Genomic DNA, 16,164 nt, shown 5'->3' on the forward strand with positions numbered 1-16,164 from the left:
TGAACAGATACAAAAATATAAGACAGAAGGTTTAAGAGGATGAATTTAAAAGGACGTAATTTTTTAACACTGAAAGACTTTACACCGGAAGAGATCACATATATGCTGGATCTGGCAGCAGATCTGAAGAATAAGAAGAAGAAGGGCATTCCGGTAGATCATTATAGAGGAAAGAATGTGGCACTGATTTTTGAAAAGACCAGTACCCGTACTCGCTGTGCATTTGAAGTGGCAGCTCACGATCTTGGAATGGGCTGCACTTATCTGGATCCGACCGGATCACAGATTGGTAAAAAGGAAAGTATTGCCGATACAGCACGCGTACTTGGCAGAATGTTTGAAGGGATTGAATACCGTGGATATGGTCAGGAGATTGTGGAAGAACTGGCAAAATATGCCGGTGTTCCGGTATGGAATGGATTGACCAATGAATATCATCCGACTCAGATGCTGGCAGATATGCTGACCATTCGGGAGCATTTTGGAGATCTGAAAGGAAGAAAGCTGGTATACATGGGAGATGCCAGATACAATATGGGTAATTCCCTGATGATCGTCTGCGCAAAACTGGGACTTCATTTTGTTGCATGCACTACAAAAGAATACTTCCCAAATGAAGAGCTGGTAGAGACATGCAAAGGATATGCAAAAGAATCCGGAGCAACCATTACACTGACCGATGATGTGAAGACAGGAACCAGAGATGCAGATGTGATCTACACCGATGTTTGGGTATCTATGGGTGAGCCGGATGAAGTATGGGAGAAGCGTATCAAGGATCTTTCCCCATACAGAGTAACAAAAGAGGTCATGGAAAATGCAGGAGAGAAAGCAATCTTCCTCCACTGCCTGCCAGCATTCCATGATCTGAAGACCAAGATTGGCAAGCAGATGGGAGAAAAATACGGACTGACTGAAATGGAAGTCACAGATGAGGTATTTGAATCTGCGCAGTCTAAGGTATTTGATGAGGCAGAGAACAGAATGCATACTATCAAGGCAGTTATGGTAGCAACGTTGGGAGAACAGTAGGAAGTATGAAGAGTGAAATTCTCAGTGTCCTCCGTAATACGGAAGGCTATATATCCGGACAGGAGCTCTGCGAACGGTTTGGTGTCAGCAGGACTGCAGTCTGGAAGGGTATCAATCAATTAAAAAATGAAGGATATCAGATTGAGGCGGTACAGAATAAAGGGTACCGCCTTTGCGGGTATCCGGAGAGCATTTCCAAAATCGAACTGGAGAGTCGTATGCACACCAAATGGGCAGGACAGAATCTGATCTGTCTGGACAGCATTGACTCTACCAATGATTATATTAAGAAGCTGGCTGAGGAAGGCGCGCCGCATGGAACACTGGCCGTAGCGGATTACCAGTCCGGAGGAAAAGGCAGAAGAGGACGGAGCTGGGTGACACCACATGGTTCTGCTATTGCCATGAGTATACTGGTACGCCCGAAGCTGGCCCCTGAAAAGGCATCTATGATGACGCTGGTGGCAGGTATGGCAGTAGCAAAAAGCGTAAAAGAAGTTACAGGATTGGATGTGAAGATTAAATGGCCAAATGATGTGGTCATCAACGGCCGGAAGATCTCAGGAACGCTGACAGAGATGAGTATGGAACTTGGAGCTATTCACTATATTGTGATTGGAACCGGAATCAATGCCAATGTGACAGAATTCCCGGAAGAGATTAAGGACATTGCAACGTCTCTGATCCTGGAAAAAGGAGAAAAGGTAGACAGGGCAGCCATTATCTGTGCTCATATGGAAGCCTTTGAAGACTTCTATGACCGTTTCATGGAATATGGAGATATGACATTATTGAAGGAAGACTATCAGGAGCTTCTGGCGAATCAGAATCAGCAGGTGCGTGTTCTGGAACCAGGCAATGAATATACGGGAATCGCCCGTGGCATTGATGAACTGGGACAGCTCCTGGTAGAAAAAGAAGATGGCAGCATCGTAAAGGTCTATGCCGGAGAAGTGTCTGTCAGAGGAATATATAACTACGTTTAAGAGGATATACAATGAATCAGAAATCAGAAAAAACTGTGCTCTGCGGAGCAAGTGCTTATACAGAAAAGTACTATTTAAATGATGAATTCCAGGCACTGCCGGATGCGATCAAAGACGAACTGAAGATTATGTGTGTGCTCTATACCAATGATGTGGGCGGAGTGCTGACACTGGAGTTTAGTGAGGACGGAGAACTCTGCTTTCATACAGAGGCAGAAGAGAACGACTTCAGCTATGATGAGATCGGAAGTGTGCTGAAGATCCGGGAATTACAGAGAACCAAGGGGGAACTCCTGGAGTCTCTGGAACTGTATTACAAAGTAGCCATTCTGGGGATAGATGCATCCACTATGGCAATGGATGAGGAGTAACAGATGGAACCAAAGGAATTAAAGATTGGAAATGTCAGACTGGAAAATCCTTATATATTGGCTCCTATGGCAGGTGTAACAGACCTGCCTTTTCGTTTGTTATGCAAAGAGATGGGAGCAGGGTTGATCTGTATGGAGATGGTTAGTGCAAAAGCAATATCTTTTCATAATAAAAATACAGAAAAGCTAATGGAGATCGAGGAACAGGAACGACCGGTTTCCATGCAGCTCTTTGGCAGTGATCCGGATCTGATTGCAGAGATGGCAGCACAGATCGAGGAACGTCCTTTTGATATTCTGGATCTGAATATGGGATGTCCGGTGCCGAAGGTGGTAAATAACGGAGAAGGATCTGCATTGATGAAGAATCCACATCTGGCTGCGGAGATTGTGAGAAAAACATCCAGAGCAATCCAGAAGCCCCTGACAGTCAAGATCCGAAAAGGATTTGATGAGAAGCATGTGAATGCAGTGGAGATGGCAAAATATCTGGAGGATGCCGGAGCGGCAGCAATTGCTGTACATGGACGCACCAGAGAGCAATATTATGCGGGAAAAGCTGACTGGGAGATTATTCGTCAGGTAAAAGAAGCAGTCAGCGTACCGGTAATCGGAAACGGAGATGTGTCAGATCCCATAACTGCTCACAAAATGATGAAAGAGACCGGATGCGATGGTGTGATGATAGGTCGGGCAAGCCGGGGAAATCCATGGATATTCCGACAGCTTTTAGAATATGATAAAACAGGAGTGCTTTTGGAGAAACCAGATGTGGCTGAATTAAAATCCATGATTCTGCGTCATGCCAGACTGCAGCTACAGTATAAGGGCGAATATACCGGAATCCGGGAGATGCGTAAGCACGTGGCATGGTATACAGCAGGTTATCCACACAGTGCGGCAATCCGCAGAAGAGTAAATGAAATCGAGACAATAGGGCAGTTAGAAGAAATGCTTGAGAGTATACCAGATGTGAGATGACTCCCACCTCTTTAGGTGGCGAGGAGCAAATTAGTATCAGTGGTGGGAGTCAATCTCCCATCTGATATAGCCTCCGGCAGGATTGCAGAGATGCGCAAAAGAAATATGTCATGCTTTGCATGACGCGCATCTCGCAGCAAGAATGCCGAGGCATTCTTGAATGGCAGCAGGAAGGCACAATCTGTAATCACAGCCTGCAAAGCGTGAAATAACGGTGAAAATCAACATTTTCTTGACATGATCGGTCTGGAATATTATAATATTATGACTGATTAGGTAAACTTACGTAAATTATAAGCCAAAAGGCATAAAAATATTAGATTTTGAGAGGTGCAAAATATCATGGAAGCAAAGAAAAATTTATTAACCTATACAGGTTTGAAGGCACTGGAAGACGAGATGGAAGATCTGAAGCTGAACAGACGTAAGGAAGTTTCACAGAAGATCAAAGAGGCAAGAGAACAGGGAGACCTTTCCGAGAATGCAGAGTACGACGCAGCAAAAGACGAGCAGCGTGATATCGAAGCCAGAATCGAAGAGATTGAGAAAATCTTAAAGAATGCAGAGGTCGTAGTAGAAGATGATGTGGATTCTGACAAGATCAACGTTGGATGCACTGTTAAATTATACGATGAAGAATTCGAAGAAGAGATTGAATACAAGATTGTAGGCTCTACAGAAGCTAACAGTCTGCAGGGAAAAATCTCCAATGAGTCACCGGTTGGAAAAGCACTGATCGGCGCATCCGTAGGACAGGAAATTGAAGTAGAGACTCAAGTAGGTATTATCAAGTACAAAGTTTTGGGTATTGAAAGATCCTTATAACAGATGGAAGAAATGAGACGATAATGGCAGACTTGAAATTCTCTGGTTATAGAAAAACAGTGGACAGGAATTCAGGCAGGAATAACACAGGAGGAATGAGAATTGGCACAGGGAAATAAGAAACAGGGAAACGGTCAGGAAATGGATGTGAACAAGCTCAGACAGGTTCGCCGTGATAAGCTGGCAGAGCTGCAGGCTATGGGTAAAGACCCGTTCCAGATTACAAAATTTGATCAGACACATCATTCAGCAGATGTGAAGGATCTTTACTATGCACACGAAGCTCAGATCCTGGCAGGCAGAACCACACCTTCTGTAGAAGGTATGGATGAAGCACAGGCCAGACAGGTTCTGAACGATGATTATAATGAAAGAAGAGCAATCATGGATGCACAGCCGATTCATGTATCCATTGCTGGACGTATGATGTTCAAGCGTGTCATGGGTAAAGCTTCTTTCTGTAACATTCAGGATTTAAAGGGCAATATTCAGGTATACGTTTCAAGGGATGCCATCGGCGAAGAGTCTTATGCAGAGTTCAAGAAGTCTGATATCGGTGATATCTATGGCGTAAAAGGATATGCATTTCGTACCAAGACAGGGGAGATTTCTGTTCATGCAACAGAAATGATTCTGATGGCGAAATCGCTTCAGATTCTTCCGGAAAAGTTCCACGGACTGACCAACACTGATATGCGTTATCGTCAGAGATATGTGGATCTGATCATGAGCCCGGAATCCAAAGAAGTATTCCTGAAGCGTTCTCAGATCATCAAAGAGATCCGTAAGTTCCTGGATGGAAGAAACTTCATCGAAGTAGAGACACCTACTTTGGTAAGTAATGCAGGTGGTGCAGCGGCAAGACCATTTGAAACCCATTACAATGCACTGAACGAAGATGTAAAGCTTCGAATTTCTCTGGAGCTTTATCTGAAGAGACTGATCGTTGGAGGCATGGAAAGAGTCTTCGAAATCGGCCGTGTATACCGTAACGAAGGTGTAGATACCCGCCACAACCCAGAATTTACGCTGATGGAATTATATCAGGCATATACAGATTACGAAGGTATGATGGAACTGACAGAATCCATGTTCCGTTACCTGGCAGAGACAGTACTTGGAAGCAGCAAGTTTACTTACAATGGCATCGAGATCGACTTTGGTAAACCATTCGAACGTCTCACTATGAACGATGCAATTAAGAAATACGCAGGTGTAGACTTCGATAAGATTAAGACAGACGAAGAAGCGAAAGCACTGGCAAAAGATCGTGGTATTGAATTTGAAGAACGTCACACCAAGGGTGATATCATCAATCTGTTCTTCGAAGAGTTCTGTGAAGAGAACCTGATCCAGCCGACCTTTATCATGGATCATCCGCTGGCAATTTCTCCATTGACTAAGAAGAAACCAAATGATCCGGAAAAGGTAGAACGTTTTGAACTGTTCATTAATACCTGGGAAATGTGTAACGCATACTCCGAGCTGAACGACCCAATTGATCAAAGAGAGCGTTTTGCACAGCAGGATAAGAATGCAGAAGCCGGTGACGAAGAAGCGCAGCATACGGATGAAGATTTCTTGAATGCTCTTGAGATCGGTATGCCGCCAACAGGTGGTATCGGATACGGTATTGATCGTCTGGTAATGCTTCTGACAGACAGCCAGGCAATCCGTGACGTACTTCTGTTCCCGACAATGAAGTCACAGGGGGCAGCAAAGAACGAAGCAAACAATGCTGCACAGGAAACAAAGCCAGTTGAGAAGATTGATTTTTCCAAAGTAAAAGTTGAGCCATTATTCGAAGAAATGGTTGATTTCGATACTTTCAGCAAGTCAGATTTCAGAGCTGTAAAGGTAAAAGCATGTGAAGCAGTTAAGAAATCCAAGAAGCTGTTACAGTTCACTCTGGACGATGGAACAGGCATAGATCGTACCATTTTAAGCGGTATTCATAGCTTTTATGAGCCGGAAGAACTGGTTGGAAAGACTCTTATTGCTATCACAAATCTTCCACCGAGAGCTATGATGGGAATTGATTCTTGTGGAATGTTACTTAGTGCAATCCATGAGGAAGAGGGCGAAGAAAAACTTCATCTTCTGATGGTTGATGACCATATTCCAGCAGGTGCAAAGTTATACTAAAAATCAAAAAATGTGTTTGTAAAAGTTGCATACTACAACAGAAGTACAACAAATTTTTGTTGTATAATACGTGATAACACTTGATATTACGTTGGTGTGCTTATGAATTGAGCTTTATAAATGTATCGCAAGGACATTTTCCTAAGAGAAATTTTAGGGAAGTGTCCTTTTTGGTTGTAGTCGAAATCCAAATTAAAGTAAAAAATAACAGTTTAAAGGAGAAGAAGCAATGACAAGCACAGCGTTAAGAGCAGAGAATAGCAATTCTCGCACAATTACTTTCAAGAGCAAGGAACACGAAAAATTTTATATGGAATATCTGGAAAAATGCAGATATCAGGATGTTTACCATCAGGCTCTGGTTTATTGCCTGGGTATCGACAGAGATACAAGAAATAATGTGGATAAAATCTATAATTTTAGTAAAGGGAATCCATCAGAGGTTCAATCCGGGTTTACAGATAGAAGGCATTTTATTCACAATGGATAATTGCCGTTACAATAATGCAAAGAGAAACAAACAGGCAATCAAAACTACATATGGAAATGACATTAAGATTTTCGAGCAGACAATTCCGAGAACAGAAAGCCTTGCAGAAACAGCATCGGAGGGGGTAAGTATCTTTGCCTATGATGGAAAAAGCAAGGGGGCAGACAGCTATCTGGAACTGGTTCAGGAGGTGTTGAAACATGCGTAGACCGAAAAAAGATATTCAGCTTACCTCTTATGATGAATTACTGGGATTAGAGGAAACACCGGAAAAGAGTATGAACCAGGTTGTGGAAATAGATCTGGCAAAGCTCTATCCCTTTAAAAATCATCCGTTCCATGTAAATGATGATGAAAAAATGGCTGAAACCGTAGAGAGTATTAAAACATACGGTGTTTTGACTCCTGTACTGGTAAGACCTCGATCCGAGGGTGGATGTGCAGGAAAATTGTGATGTGCAGAAACCTTCAGACAACATCGTTATAGACGGACACCATATGAATGACGGTTCGATGTTTACGGGACTGATGAAGTACAGAAACAAGAGCTTTTGGGAAGGTCATAAGACTATTACCTTTGATACACTGACGGACAGACACCAGTATGAAGTGATTGCAGTCTTTAAGACAGTCGTTTATACAGACAGCTCCAATAGCTTTAAGTATTATGAGTTTACGGACGCAGAAAATGCGGCAGAGTTTGATGCGTATGTTGCTAAGTGCAAGGAACTTTCTTTGTATGATACCGGAGTATCGGCAGAGTATGGCGACAAGCTTATTTCTCTTTTTACTTGTGAATATTCAAGAAACAATGGCAGGATTGTTGTTGTCGCTAAGAAGATATCTGAGTAATGCAGGTAAAATTAACATTAAAAACACTTTTCTGACAAGTTTGTATGGTGGAAAGTGTACTTTCTCGGACGTATAATATTAGTAGACGAGGAGGTGAAGTAAGTGTTGGCAGATAACCTGATATTTCTTCGTAATATCAAAGGACTGACGCAAGAACAGGTCGCAGAAGTGATAGGAATTTCCAGACAGTCCTATTCTAAATGGGAACAGGGAGAAACTTATCCTGATATTGATAAGTGTGACAAGCTGGCAAAATACTATGGTGTTACGATAGATTCACTTGTTCATCAGGACAATAAAGTCGATGATATAAAGATTGCTCCTGCCCCGATAGGTAAGCATTTATGGGGGACAGTCACTATCGGCAGCAAAGGTCAGATTGTAATACCGAAAGCGGCAAGAGAAACATTTGAACTAAATGAAGGCGACAGATTAGTTGTTCTCGGAGATGATGCAGAAGGCATTGCTCTTGTTAAGGCAGATGTCTTTGAACAGCGAGTGCAAGAAGCATTAAAATTGAGTAGGCAAATGACAAATGAATGAAATGGAGGTGCATACAATGAAATGCCCTGAATGTGGTAAAGAGATGCGTGATGGATACTTGTTTTGCAGCAAAGATGGTGCTTTTAGCTTTGCAAATAAAGTACCGGGAGTATTTGAAAATGCGAAAAATGCAGAGGGCTTTGTGAAAATCACAGAGCTTAAACCAAGTCATAGAACAAGGGTAGCTGCTTCAATTTGTGAAGAGTGCAAAACAGTTATATTTAAGTATTGAGCAGTTACAATTCAATAAAGAAATTATGAGACAGTCTTACGAAATCAAACGTAAGGCTGTTATTTTTTTCGAGAAAGGAGGAAACCGATGGCTGATATAAAAACAAGAGATACAAGCAAAGGTACAATCAAGACCATAAATAAGGCAGCAGTTGGGTTCTCTGCAATCAATGATATTTTTGCGGAAAATGCGTGGTATTTCAGAAATGCACTTGTTCGTGCAAATTATACGAATCTGCAAAAAGGTATTCACGAAACAACAGAGTATTTGGAAGCATTTCTCAGAAATCTACTTTTGAACGAGAAAAACGAGCTTCATAATCGAAATCTTCATATAAGTGGACTTTTGAACGAAGAAAAAGTGGACATTGGGGACACAAAAGTGGATATTGAGAATGGAAAAGTGGACATTCAAGACAAAAAAGTGTATATTGAAAGATTACTTTCCGAAAAAGGTAGTGATTTCTCAGTAAAAACAACGGTTCATATCCATAGACTTTTTGAAAAATTTGGTTTTGATGAAGTATTTGGAAGAAGTGCAGTTATGGAGCTTCTTGAGCTGAAAGCTTCAGGTGCTTCAAAACTTCTTTCCAATTTGGTGTAGGCAGATATTATTGAACCAGTATCCGGTCACGGAAAAGGGAAATATAAATTCAAGAAGTAGTTTATAAGATTTTGCTAAAAATTGTCGACACATCGTGTAGACAATCCAATGCTTTATCTTTAGGAGGGTGTGAGTTGGCATGAGTCACACCCTCCCTCTCTTAGAACTGTCTATTTCAGGACAGCTCCTTTGTTTCGTTATGATGTTTTAACGAAAGGATAGCTGCGGAGCGGCGCAAGGACATATATTGTTTTCTTATTCGATTTATCGATCCGTTACTTGCAACACGCAGGCGCAATAGCCGGGTTTGGGCTGATAGCAATGGATGGTAAGATACTTGTCTATCTCCGGGCTGTAATCGTGGAGGGTGTGCTTTGTACCGTTCAGAGCTACATCCGCATATGCCACAAGCCACTTTTTATCGCCATTGCGAAAGACCTCGTAGAACGAGCGGTCCAGCATTTCTTCCACGGGAACGCCTTCCACATTCGCCATTTCCGCATTGCAATAGCGGAAAATGAAATCCACGCCGCGGCCGTCCTTGTTAAAGACAAGCTCTATCACGCAGAATGCCAGCGGCATATCGTCCAGCAGGCTGCATTTTTCCAGCATACTCAGGGGACGGGGGTTCTTTTCTGCCAGCCCTATTTCTGTACGCAGGCGGCGATGGCTGCTCAATCCGCGTTTGCGCCCTTGAAAAGTGCGGCCATCCGACATAGTATAAATGCCGTCATTGCTAATATTTACAATATGGCTGCGGCATACGACTGTCCCTTTGCTGATGCTCAAAAACTCGCTTTCCGGCAAAGTGGATAGAACACTACGTACCGGTATAAACAGTGCAAATTCCTCACCGTCCGTGCGCTGAATGACGGTCTTTCGGTCTTTGCGGTAAATGTACAGGATGTTCTCCGCACAAAGACCATGCTTTTGAAAGTATGTGTTCAGGTCGGTCATAGAGACACTCCTTTTTCAGTTGATGTTTCTAGTATACCATGCCATGTCAGGAGATACAATAAATTTATTAAAACTCGTTGAAAAATGAGGTTTATTTAATATATTGCGCAGATTCTTTCGAATAGTCATTCTAACGCTTGATATCATAGACGTATTATTGACTTTTAAACACGATTTATATAGAATAAGCATAATGATTGACTTGATACCCTATAAGGAGCGAACAATGTATTTGAGAAAGTAAAACAGAAACTGGTTTCGTTGAGAAAATATAAATAAGAAATCAACCGGGAAAAGATAAGCCGGAGAGAAAAAATGCTTTGTGCTTTAAAGTTTCAGGTGACAAACGTAATAACCTATGATATTATACAAACAATATAAGCGAAAATGACTTTTGCGGAAACAAAAGTATCTTTATATTTTTTTATGCGAAAAACGTGATATCAGTAAATACAGATTATCGCAGCTGTCGGGAATTTCCCAGTCATCACTGGGAAGAATCATGGCGCAGGAAAACCTGTCGTCGTTGCTCGCACTTGAAAAAATGTACAGCATTAGTCGTGACATTATCATAGTTTTTTCAGGAAGGTAATTCGGAGAATTTGACAGAAAACAGAAAGAAGTTTTAAGGATATGGAACAATCTGAGTACAAATGAGCAGGAAACAGTAATGTTAATGCTGCGTGGACTTCGGAAGTAGGAGAACAGTTCGAGTATATATCGGCTGTTCTTTTTTATTTTTGAACGTTAAAACGGTAATGTTTTTCTTGTGTACCGTAGAGCATCAGAGTATAATAAAACCAGTTTTTTTGCATAAGTTTAAAAGCTATAATAAGGAAATCGGCAAACCAGATGAAAATCTGGGACGCAAAGCTACAGGGCCTGTAAAATGGCAGCCAGTTGCATAAAATGAAGTGCACTGTCTGTTTGACAGTGCTTTTTTGAAGATGGAATATCTTCATGATAGAGGATAATGAGCTGAACGCAGAGATCCTGACGGAACTGTTAAAGATTGAAGGTGCAGAATGTACCATCTGTGAAAATGGTGAAGAGATCTTGAAAGCATTTGAACAGTCTGCGCCGGGTGATTATGACATGATCCTGATGGATGTGCAGATGCCAGTTATGAATGGTTATGAGGCAACGAAGGCAATCAGCAGAAGTTCCCATGAACTGGCAAAGACGATCAGAAGCATAAAATCCGGCGGGGGGGGGTACCGAACCGCAGGCCATTGAACAGTAATAAATGGCAGCGAATCTGATATGAAAGAATCGAAAAGGATAATTAGGAATAAAAGGAAAATGAAAAGAAAAAGAGTGATTGCAGGCATTCTGCTTGCAGGAATTTTAGCAGTCACCCTGGCAGGGTGTAAAAACACAGATAACACGAAAGAAGAAACAGAAAAGCCTGTTATTACCCTCGGCAGCGACAACTATCCACCATACAATTATCTGAATGAGGATGGTGTACCGACGGGAATCGATGTAGAACTGGCTACAGAAGCTTTCAAAAGAATGGGATATCAGGTGGAGGTTGTCCAGATCAACTGGGAGAAGAAAAAAGAACTGGTGGAGAGCGGAGAGATTGACTGTATCATGGGCTGCTTTTCCATGGAAGGACGCCTTGACGATTACCGCTGGGCGGGACCATATATAGCAAGCCGTCAGGTGGTCGCTGTAAATGAGAACAGTGATATTTATAAACTGAGTGACCTGGAGGGAAAGAACCTGGCTGTTCAGTCCACAACCAAACCGGAAGGCATCTTTCTGAACCGGACGGATGAGAGAATCCCAAAGCTGGGCAATCTGATCAGCCTGGGACACAGGGAGCTGATCTATACATTTCTGGGAAAAGGATATGTAGATGCAGTCGCCGCACATGAGGAATCGATTGTTCAGTATATGAAGGATTATGATGCGAGCTTCCGTATCCTGGAAGAGCCGCTGATGATTACTGGAATAGGCGTTGCTTTTGCAAAAGATGACGATAGGGGAATCTGTGAGCAGATGGATCAGACACTGGAGGAGATGCGTCAGGATGGCACATCCCTGAAAATCATTGGAAAATATCTGGATGATCCCCAGAAATATCTGGAGGTGGATGATCTTGGATATTAAGAGAAAGAAAAAAGAAAAACGAATCCAGCTGATCGGTGGTCTGATTGGAATCTGTGTGGTTGTAGTATCTCTGTTTTATTTCTTCCATGCAGAAAAAACGGAAGCAGAGAAAAGAATGGTAGAAATTGTAAACTATGTGAAAGTGCAGTGCTCCACCTACACCCATTATAATGAATCTTCGGAATCCAAAAGCCTTCTCCGCGCCATTGAAAGTGCCAGACAGATAAGTGCGAATATCGATACGGAAATAGAAAACGGCGGTCAGCTAAGTCAGGAGTTCCTGAAAGAAAACCTGCAGACTCTTTGGGTAGATGGTATCATTGTACTGGATGCAGAGGGAAAGACGGACTGCGAATACAGTACGGATGAGTCTCTGACAGGTGAGATTACGGCGTATCTGCAAAAAGACATTATCATGGATTTTGACGGATATGAAGAAAGAACTTATTCAGAACGGTTTAACAGGAAAGACGGATCACATATTGACATTGCAGCCTGTGCCAGAAAAGATGCACCGGGTATCGTTGCGACCTATTATTACACATCTCCTGAATTTGCCAGAAACTATACGCTGACGATACAAGGGCTTTTAAATGGTTATAGTGTCCAGAAAGATGGAACGATTATTGTTGCAGACGAGGGAATCATTGTTGCCAGCAATGACGAGAGCCTGTTGGGGCAGAATACAACCGACAACGAAGTTGTTCAGGAAATGAAAAAGAATACAGACAGTCAGCATATTTATCATTTGAAGAAGGAAGGAATTGGATGTTATGGAATCATGCTGAAGCAGCGTGATTATTATATTTATGCATATCTTCCGGATACAGCGGTGTTCCATAACCTTCCATTAAGTATGATAAGCGTTATTTTTCTTTATTTCCTGATATTCAGTATATTCTGGTTCTGGACATACAGAACCAATCAGGCACATCAGAAAAAGGAACAGGAAAAAGATGAAAAATATAAAGCAGAACTATTGATAGCTGCAAAAAAGGCAGAAGCCGCCAATGAGGCAAAAACAGAGTTTCTCCAGCGGATGAGCCATGATATCAGGACTCCGATCAATGGAATCTGCGGTTTGGTTAATATGGCAGATCATTATGCAGATAATATGGAGAAACAGACGGAATACAGAATAAAGGTGAAAGAGGCATCCAATCTGTTGCTGGAACTGGTAAATGATGTCCTGGATATGAGTAAGCTTGAGTCAGGTGAAATCGTTCTGGAAGAGATCCCATTTAATCTGAGCAGTATTTCCAGGGAAGTATTTGCTGTGATCGAACAGATGACTGCAGAACAGAATATCCAGATTGTGTGGGAGAAAAAAGAAATCACACACCGGAATTTTATTGGAAGTCCGGGATATGTGAAACGGGTAATGATGAATGTCCTGTCGAATGCAGTGAAATATAACAGAGAAAACGGACAGATCTATATCAGCTGCATGGAAATTCCATCCGAACAGCCGGAAATGACCACAATGGAATTTGTCTGCCGGGATACCGGAATCGGAATGACTGAGGAGTTCCAGAAATATGTATTTGAACCATTTGCACAGGAACACACAGGAAGCCGCACAAAATTTGCAGGAACAGGTCTGGGAATGGCGATTGCAAAGAATCTGGTCGAGAAAATGGGTGGAACGATTACCTTTGAAAGTAAAGAAGGTACGGGAACTACATTTGTGATCAGGGTTCCGTTCAAAATAGATCCGGATGCGGACAAACGTGAAGAACAGAAGGATGTATCAGAAAAATCTATAAAGGGGCTGCATATTCTTCTGGCAGAAGACAATGAACTGAACATGGAAATTGCAGAATTCGTGCTTCAGAATGAAGGCGCTGAGGTGACCAAAGCATGGAATGGTCAGGAAGTTGTTGAGCTATTCAGAAAAAGTGAACCTGGTGAATTTGATGTCATTCTTACGGATATCATGATGCCGGTCATGAATGGCTATGACGCCACAAAGAAGATCCGTTCTCTGGACAGGGAGGATGCAAAGGTCATACCGATTATTGCAATGACAGCAAACGCGTTCACGGAGGACAGAATAAGAGCAAAAGAAGCAGGAATGAATGAACATATTGCAAAGCCTGTTGATACGAAGTTATTGGTAAAGATAATTCATGAATTAGCAGATAAGTGAAAACCAATTTCAGAGGGAGAATTCATAATGAAAAAGAGAAAATGGAATAAGATACTTGTTGTACTTTGGGCAATGGTGACAGTTATGTCATTTCTGTCAGCCTGCGGTGGGAACAGCGCGGAAAAAGAAGATGCAGAAACCATCACGGTGTATTTATGGAGTACAAACCTGTATGAGAAATATGCACCATACATCCAGGAACAGCTTCCGGATATCAATATTGAATTTGTAGTAGGGAATAATGATCTGGATTTTTATAAGTTTTTGAATGAAAATGGTGGATTACCGGATATCATAACCTGTTGTCGCTTTTCACTGCATGATGCAAGTCCGCTGAACGACAGTCTGATGGATCTTTCCACAACGAATGCGGCAGGTGCTGTTTATGATACCTATCTCAATAATTTTATGAACGAGGACGGCAGTATAAACTGGCTTCCGGTATGTGCAGATGCCCATGGTTTCGTGGTGAACAAAGATCTATTTGAAAAGTATGATATTCCGCTTCCAACGGACTATGAAAGTTTCGTTTCTGCCTGCCAGGCATTTGACAAAGTGGGAATCCGTGGGTTTACGGCAGACTATTATTATGACTATACCTGTATGGAAACACTGCAGGGTCTGTCAGCATCCGAGTTGTCGTCTGTAGACGGACGCAAGTGGCGTACCACCTACAGTGACCCGGATAACACAAAGAGAGAAGGCCTGGACAGTGTCGTCTGGCCGGAGGCTTTTGAACGTATGGAGCAGTTCATACAGGATACAGGGCTGAACCAGGATGATCTGGATAGGAATTATGATGATATCGTTGAGATGTATCAAAGTGGCAGGCTTGCCATGTACTTTGGCACCTCTGCCGGTGTAAAAATGTTTCAGGATCAGGGCATTAACACAACATTTCTTCCATTCTTTCAACAGAATGGCGAAAAGTGGCTGATGACTACGCCATATTTCCAGGTGGCATTAAACCGTGACCTGACACAGGATGAAACACGCCGCAAGAAAGCAATGGAGGTACTGAGCACAATGCTTTCAGAGGATGCACAGAACCGGATCATTAGTGATGGGCAGGATTTGCTGAGTTACAGTCAGGATGTGGATCTTCATCTTACGGAATATATGAAAGATGTGAAACCTGTAATCGAAGAAAACCATATGTATATCCGGATTGCGTCAAATGACTTTTTCTCCGTTTCCAAGGACGTGGTTTCTAAGATGATCTCAGGAGAATACGATGCAGAGCAGGCATACCAGTCATTTAATTCTCAGCTGCTGGAGGAGAAATCCACATCTGATAATATCGTGCTGGATTCACAGAAGTCGTATTCCAACCGCTTCCATAGCAGTGGAGGAAATGCGGCATATTCGGCTATGGCAAACACTCTGCGCGGCATTTATGGGACGGATGTGCTGATCGCAACCGGAAACAGCTTTACGGGAAATGTGCTGAAAGCCGGTTATACGGAAAAAATGGCAGGCGACATGATCATGCCAAATGGTCTGGCGGCTTACAGCAGCAAGATGAGTGGGGCTGAATTGAAAGAGACGATTAAAAACTTTGTAGAAGGTTATGAGGGAGGTATTATTCCGTTTAATCGTGGCTCTCTGCCAGTAGTCAGCGGTATTTCTGTGGAAGTCAAAGAAAACGATAATGGTTACGCATTGAGTAAAGTTATGAAGGATGGAAAGAAAGTTCAGGACAATGATACTTTCACGGTAACTTGCCTTGCGATACCAAAACACATGGAAGCTTATCCGGCAGATGAGAATATTGTGTTTGATGGAGGGGATACCACTGTGAAAGATACCTGGACAGCATATGTTTCAGATGGTGATGCCATTCTTGCAGAACCTGAAGACTACATGACTTTGAGGTGAGG

At 42.3% G+C, this 16,164-nt stretch carries 16 protein-coding genes, 2 pseudogenes and 1 riboswitch; of the genes and pseudogenes, 17 read left to right on the top strand and 1 reads right to left on the bottom strand.

Annotated features, from left to right (window positions below):
- The first annotated feature begins 39 nt into the window (after positions 1-39).
- The 13 genes and pseudogenes from argF (at position 40) to H8716_RS14400 (ending at position 9,060) form a co-directional block, all read left to right on the top strand.
- Entirely contained in the window at positions 40-1,032 is a 993-nt protein-coding gene (argF, locus tag H8716_RS14340) for an ornithine carbamoyltransferase (protein ID WP_249309722.1), read from the top strand.
- Positions 1,033-1,037: 5 nt separating this feature from the next.
- The gene (locus H8716_RS14345; protein WP_249309723.1) at positions 1,038-2,018 is read left to right on the top strand and encodes a biotin--[acetyl-CoA-carboxylase] ligase; all 981 of its coding nucleotides are present in this window, start codon (positions 1,038-1,040) and stop codon (positions 2,016-2,018) included.
- Between the two features lie 11 nt (positions 2,019-2,029).
- Complete coding sequence (locus tag H8716_RS14350) at positions 2,030-2,389, top strand: DUF6145 family protein (protein ID WP_249309724.1); 360 nt, start codon at positions 2,030-2,032, stop codon at positions 2,387-2,389.
- A 3-nt stretch (positions 2,390-2,392) separates the two neighbouring features.
- Positions 2,393-3,370, top strand: coding sequence for a tRNA dihydrouridine synthase DusB (gene dusB, locus H8716_RS14355; protein ID WP_249309725.1), 978 nt, complete (start codon positions 2,393-2,395; stop codon positions 3,368-3,370).
- Positions 3,371-3,712: 342 nt separating this feature from the next.
- Positions 3,713-4,195, top strand: coding sequence for a transcription elongation factor GreA (gene greA, locus H8716_RS14360; RefSeq protein WP_249309726.1), 483 nt, complete (start codon positions 3,713-3,715; stop codon positions 4,193-4,195).
- Between the two features lie 141 nt (positions 4,196-4,336).
- Positions 4,337-6,340 carry a lysine--tRNA ligase gene (lysS, locus tag H8716_RS14365; RefSeq protein WP_249309744.1) on the top strand — a complete coding sequence of 668 codons (2,004 nt, stop codon included), beginning with the start codon at positions 4,337-4,339 and terminating at the stop codon, positions 6,338-6,340.
- 229 nt (positions 6,341-6,569) lie between these two features.
- A complete protein-coding gene (locus H8716_RS14370; protein ID WP_330606642.1) occupies positions 6,570-6,830 on the top strand; it encodes a DUF6075 family protein in 261 nt (86 codons plus the stop codon).
- Complete coding sequence (locus H8716_RS14375) at positions 6,823-7,038, top strand: ParA family protein (RefSeq protein ID WP_249309727.1); 216 nt, start codon at positions 6,823-6,825, stop codon at positions 7,036-7,038. The genes H8716_RS14370 and H8716_RS14375 overlap by 8 nt, the downstream gene beginning before the upstream one ends.
- Positions 7,039-7,108: 70 nt before the next feature.
- Complete coding sequence (locus H8716_RS14380) at positions 7,109-7,285, top strand: ParB N-terminal domain-containing protein (RefSeq protein ID WP_249309745.1); 177 nt, start codon at positions 7,109-7,111, stop codon at positions 7,283-7,285.
- A pseudogene (locus H8716_RS14385) lies at positions 7,269-7,682 on the top strand (class B sortase); the annotation flags it as partial. The gene H8716_RS14380 and the pseudogene H8716_RS14385, both read left to right, overlap by 17 nt.
- A 102-nt stretch (positions 7,683-7,784) precedes the next feature.
- Entirely contained in the window at positions 7,785-8,225 is a 441-nt protein-coding gene (locus H8716_RS14390) for a helix-turn-helix domain-containing protein (RefSeq protein WP_208913397.1), read from the top strand.
- A gap of 16 nt (positions 8,226-8,241) precedes the next feature.
- Positions 8,242-8,457, top strand: a complete 216-nt coding sequence (locus H8716_RS14395; RefSeq protein WP_240578167.1) for a PF20097 family protein — start codon at positions 8,242-8,244, stop codon at positions 8,455-8,457.
- A gap of 87 nt (positions 8,458-8,544) precedes the next feature.
- Complete coding sequence (locus H8716_RS14400) at positions 8,545-9,060, top strand: hypothetical protein (protein WP_249309728.1); 516 nt, start codon at positions 8,545-8,547, stop codon at positions 9,058-9,060.
- A 264-nt stretch (positions 9,061-9,324) separates the two neighbouring features.
- On the opposite strand, the gene H8716_RS14405 is transcribed toward H8716_RS14400, so the two are convergent.
- Positions 9,325-10,017: a LytTR family transcriptional regulator DNA-binding domain-containing protein gene (locus H8716_RS14405; protein WP_249309729.1), complete on the bottom strand. Its 693-nt coding sequence runs from the start codon at positions 10,015-10,017 to the stop codon at positions 9,325-9,327.
- An 832-nt stretch (positions 10,018-10,849) separates the two neighbouring features.
- Positions 10,850-10,925: riboswitch (cyclic di-GMP riboswitch) on the top strand.
- A gap of 58 nt (positions 10,926-10,983) precedes the next feature.
- On the opposite strand from H8716_RS14405, the pseudogene H8716_RS14410 reads away from it, so the two are divergent.
- The 4 genes and pseudogenes from H8716_RS14410 to H8716_RS14425 form a co-directional block, all read left to right on the top strand.
- Positions 10,984-11,279, top strand: a pseudogene (locus H8716_RS14410) (response regulator); the annotation flags it as partial.
- A gap of 40 nt (positions 11,280-11,319) precedes the next feature.
- The gene (locus H8716_RS14415; RefSeq protein ID WP_249309730.1) at positions 11,320-12,135 is read left to right on the top strand and encodes a substrate-binding periplasmic protein; all 816 of its coding nucleotides are present in this window, start codon (positions 11,320-11,322) and stop codon (positions 12,133-12,135) included.
- Positions 12,119-14,284 (top strand): ATP-binding response regulator, encoded by a 2,166-nt coding sequence (locus tag H8716_RS14420; RefSeq protein WP_249309731.1) that lies wholly within the window; start codon positions 12,119-12,121, stop codon positions 14,282-14,284. The genes H8716_RS14415 and H8716_RS14420 overlap by 17 nt, the downstream gene beginning before the upstream one ends.
- A gap of 27 nt (positions 14,285-14,311) precedes the next feature.
- Entirely contained in the window at positions 14,312-16,162 is a 1,851-nt protein-coding gene (locus H8716_RS14425) for an ABC transporter substrate-binding protein (protein WP_249309732.1), read from the top strand.
- The last annotated feature ends 2 nt before the right edge of the window (positions 16,163-16,164 follow it).

It is taken from the genome of Jingyaoa shaoxingensis, from assembly GCF_014385005.1.
GTDB lineage: Bacteria > Bacillota > Clostridia > Lachnospirales > Lachnospiraceae > Marvinbryantia > Marvinbryantia shaoxingensis.

What these genes read in the sequence shown, in the direction of transcription:
- H8716_RS14345 (WP_249309723.1), top strand. Translation starts at nt 1,038, where the DNA reads ATGAAGAGTGAAATTCTCAGTGTCCTCCGTAATACGGAAGGCTATATA.
- H8716_RS14425 (WP_249309732.1), top strand. Translation starts at nt 14,312, where the DNA reads ATGAAAAAGAGAAAATGGAATAAGATACTTGTTGTACTTTGGGCAATG.
- H8716_RS14415 (WP_249309730.1), top strand. Translation starts at nt 11,320, where the DNA reads ATGAAAAGAAAAAGAGTGATTGCAGGCATTCTGCTTGCAGGAATTTTA.
- H8716_RS14405 (WP_249309729.1), bottom strand. Translation starts at nt 10,017, where the DNA reads ATGACCGACCTGAACACATACTTTCAAAAGCATGGTCTTTGTGCGGAG.
- H8716_RS14380 (WP_249309745.1), top strand. Translation starts at nt 7,109, where the DNA reads ATGAACCAGGTTGTGGAAATAGATCTGGCAAAGCTCTATCCCTTTAAA.
- argF (WP_249309722.1), top strand. Translation starts at nt 40, where the DNA reads ATGAATTTAAAAGGACGTAATTTTTTAACACTGAAAGACTTTACACCG.
- H8716_RS14420 (WP_249309731.1), top strand. Translation starts at nt 12,119, where the DNA reads ATGATCTTGGATATTAAGAGAAAGAAAAAAGAAAAACGAATCCAGCTG.
- lysS (WP_249309744.1), top strand. Translation starts at nt 4,337, where the DNA reads ATGGATGTGAACAAGCTCAGACAGGTTCGCCGTGATAAGCTGGCAGAG.
- dusB (WP_249309725.1), top strand. Translation starts at nt 2,393, where the DNA reads ATGGAACCAAAGGAATTAAAGATTGGAAATGTCAGACTGGAAAATCCT.
- H8716_RS14370 (WP_330606642.1), top strand. Translation starts at nt 6,570, where the DNA reads ATGACAAGCACAGCGTTAAGAGCAGAGAATAGCAATTCTCGCACAATT.
- H8716_RS14375 (WP_249309727.1), top strand. Translation starts at nt 6,823, where the DNA reads ATGGATAATTGCCGTTACAATAATGCAAAGAGAAACAAACAGGCAATC.
- H8716_RS14395 (WP_240578167.1), top strand. Translation starts at nt 8,242, where the DNA reads ATGAAATGCCCTGAATGTGGTAAAGAGATGCGTGATGGATACTTGTTT.
- H8716_RS14350 (WP_249309724.1), top strand. Translation starts at nt 2,030, where the DNA reads ATGAATCAGAAATCAGAAAAAACTGTGCTCTGCGGAGCAAGTGCTTAT.
- greA (WP_249309726.1), top strand. Translation starts at nt 3,713, where the DNA reads ATGGAAGCAAAGAAAAATTTATTAACCTATACAGGTTTGAAGGCACTG.
- H8716_RS14400 (WP_249309728.1), top strand. Translation starts at nt 8,545, where the DNA reads ATGGCTGATATAAAAACAAGAGATACAAGCAAAGGTACAATCAAGACC.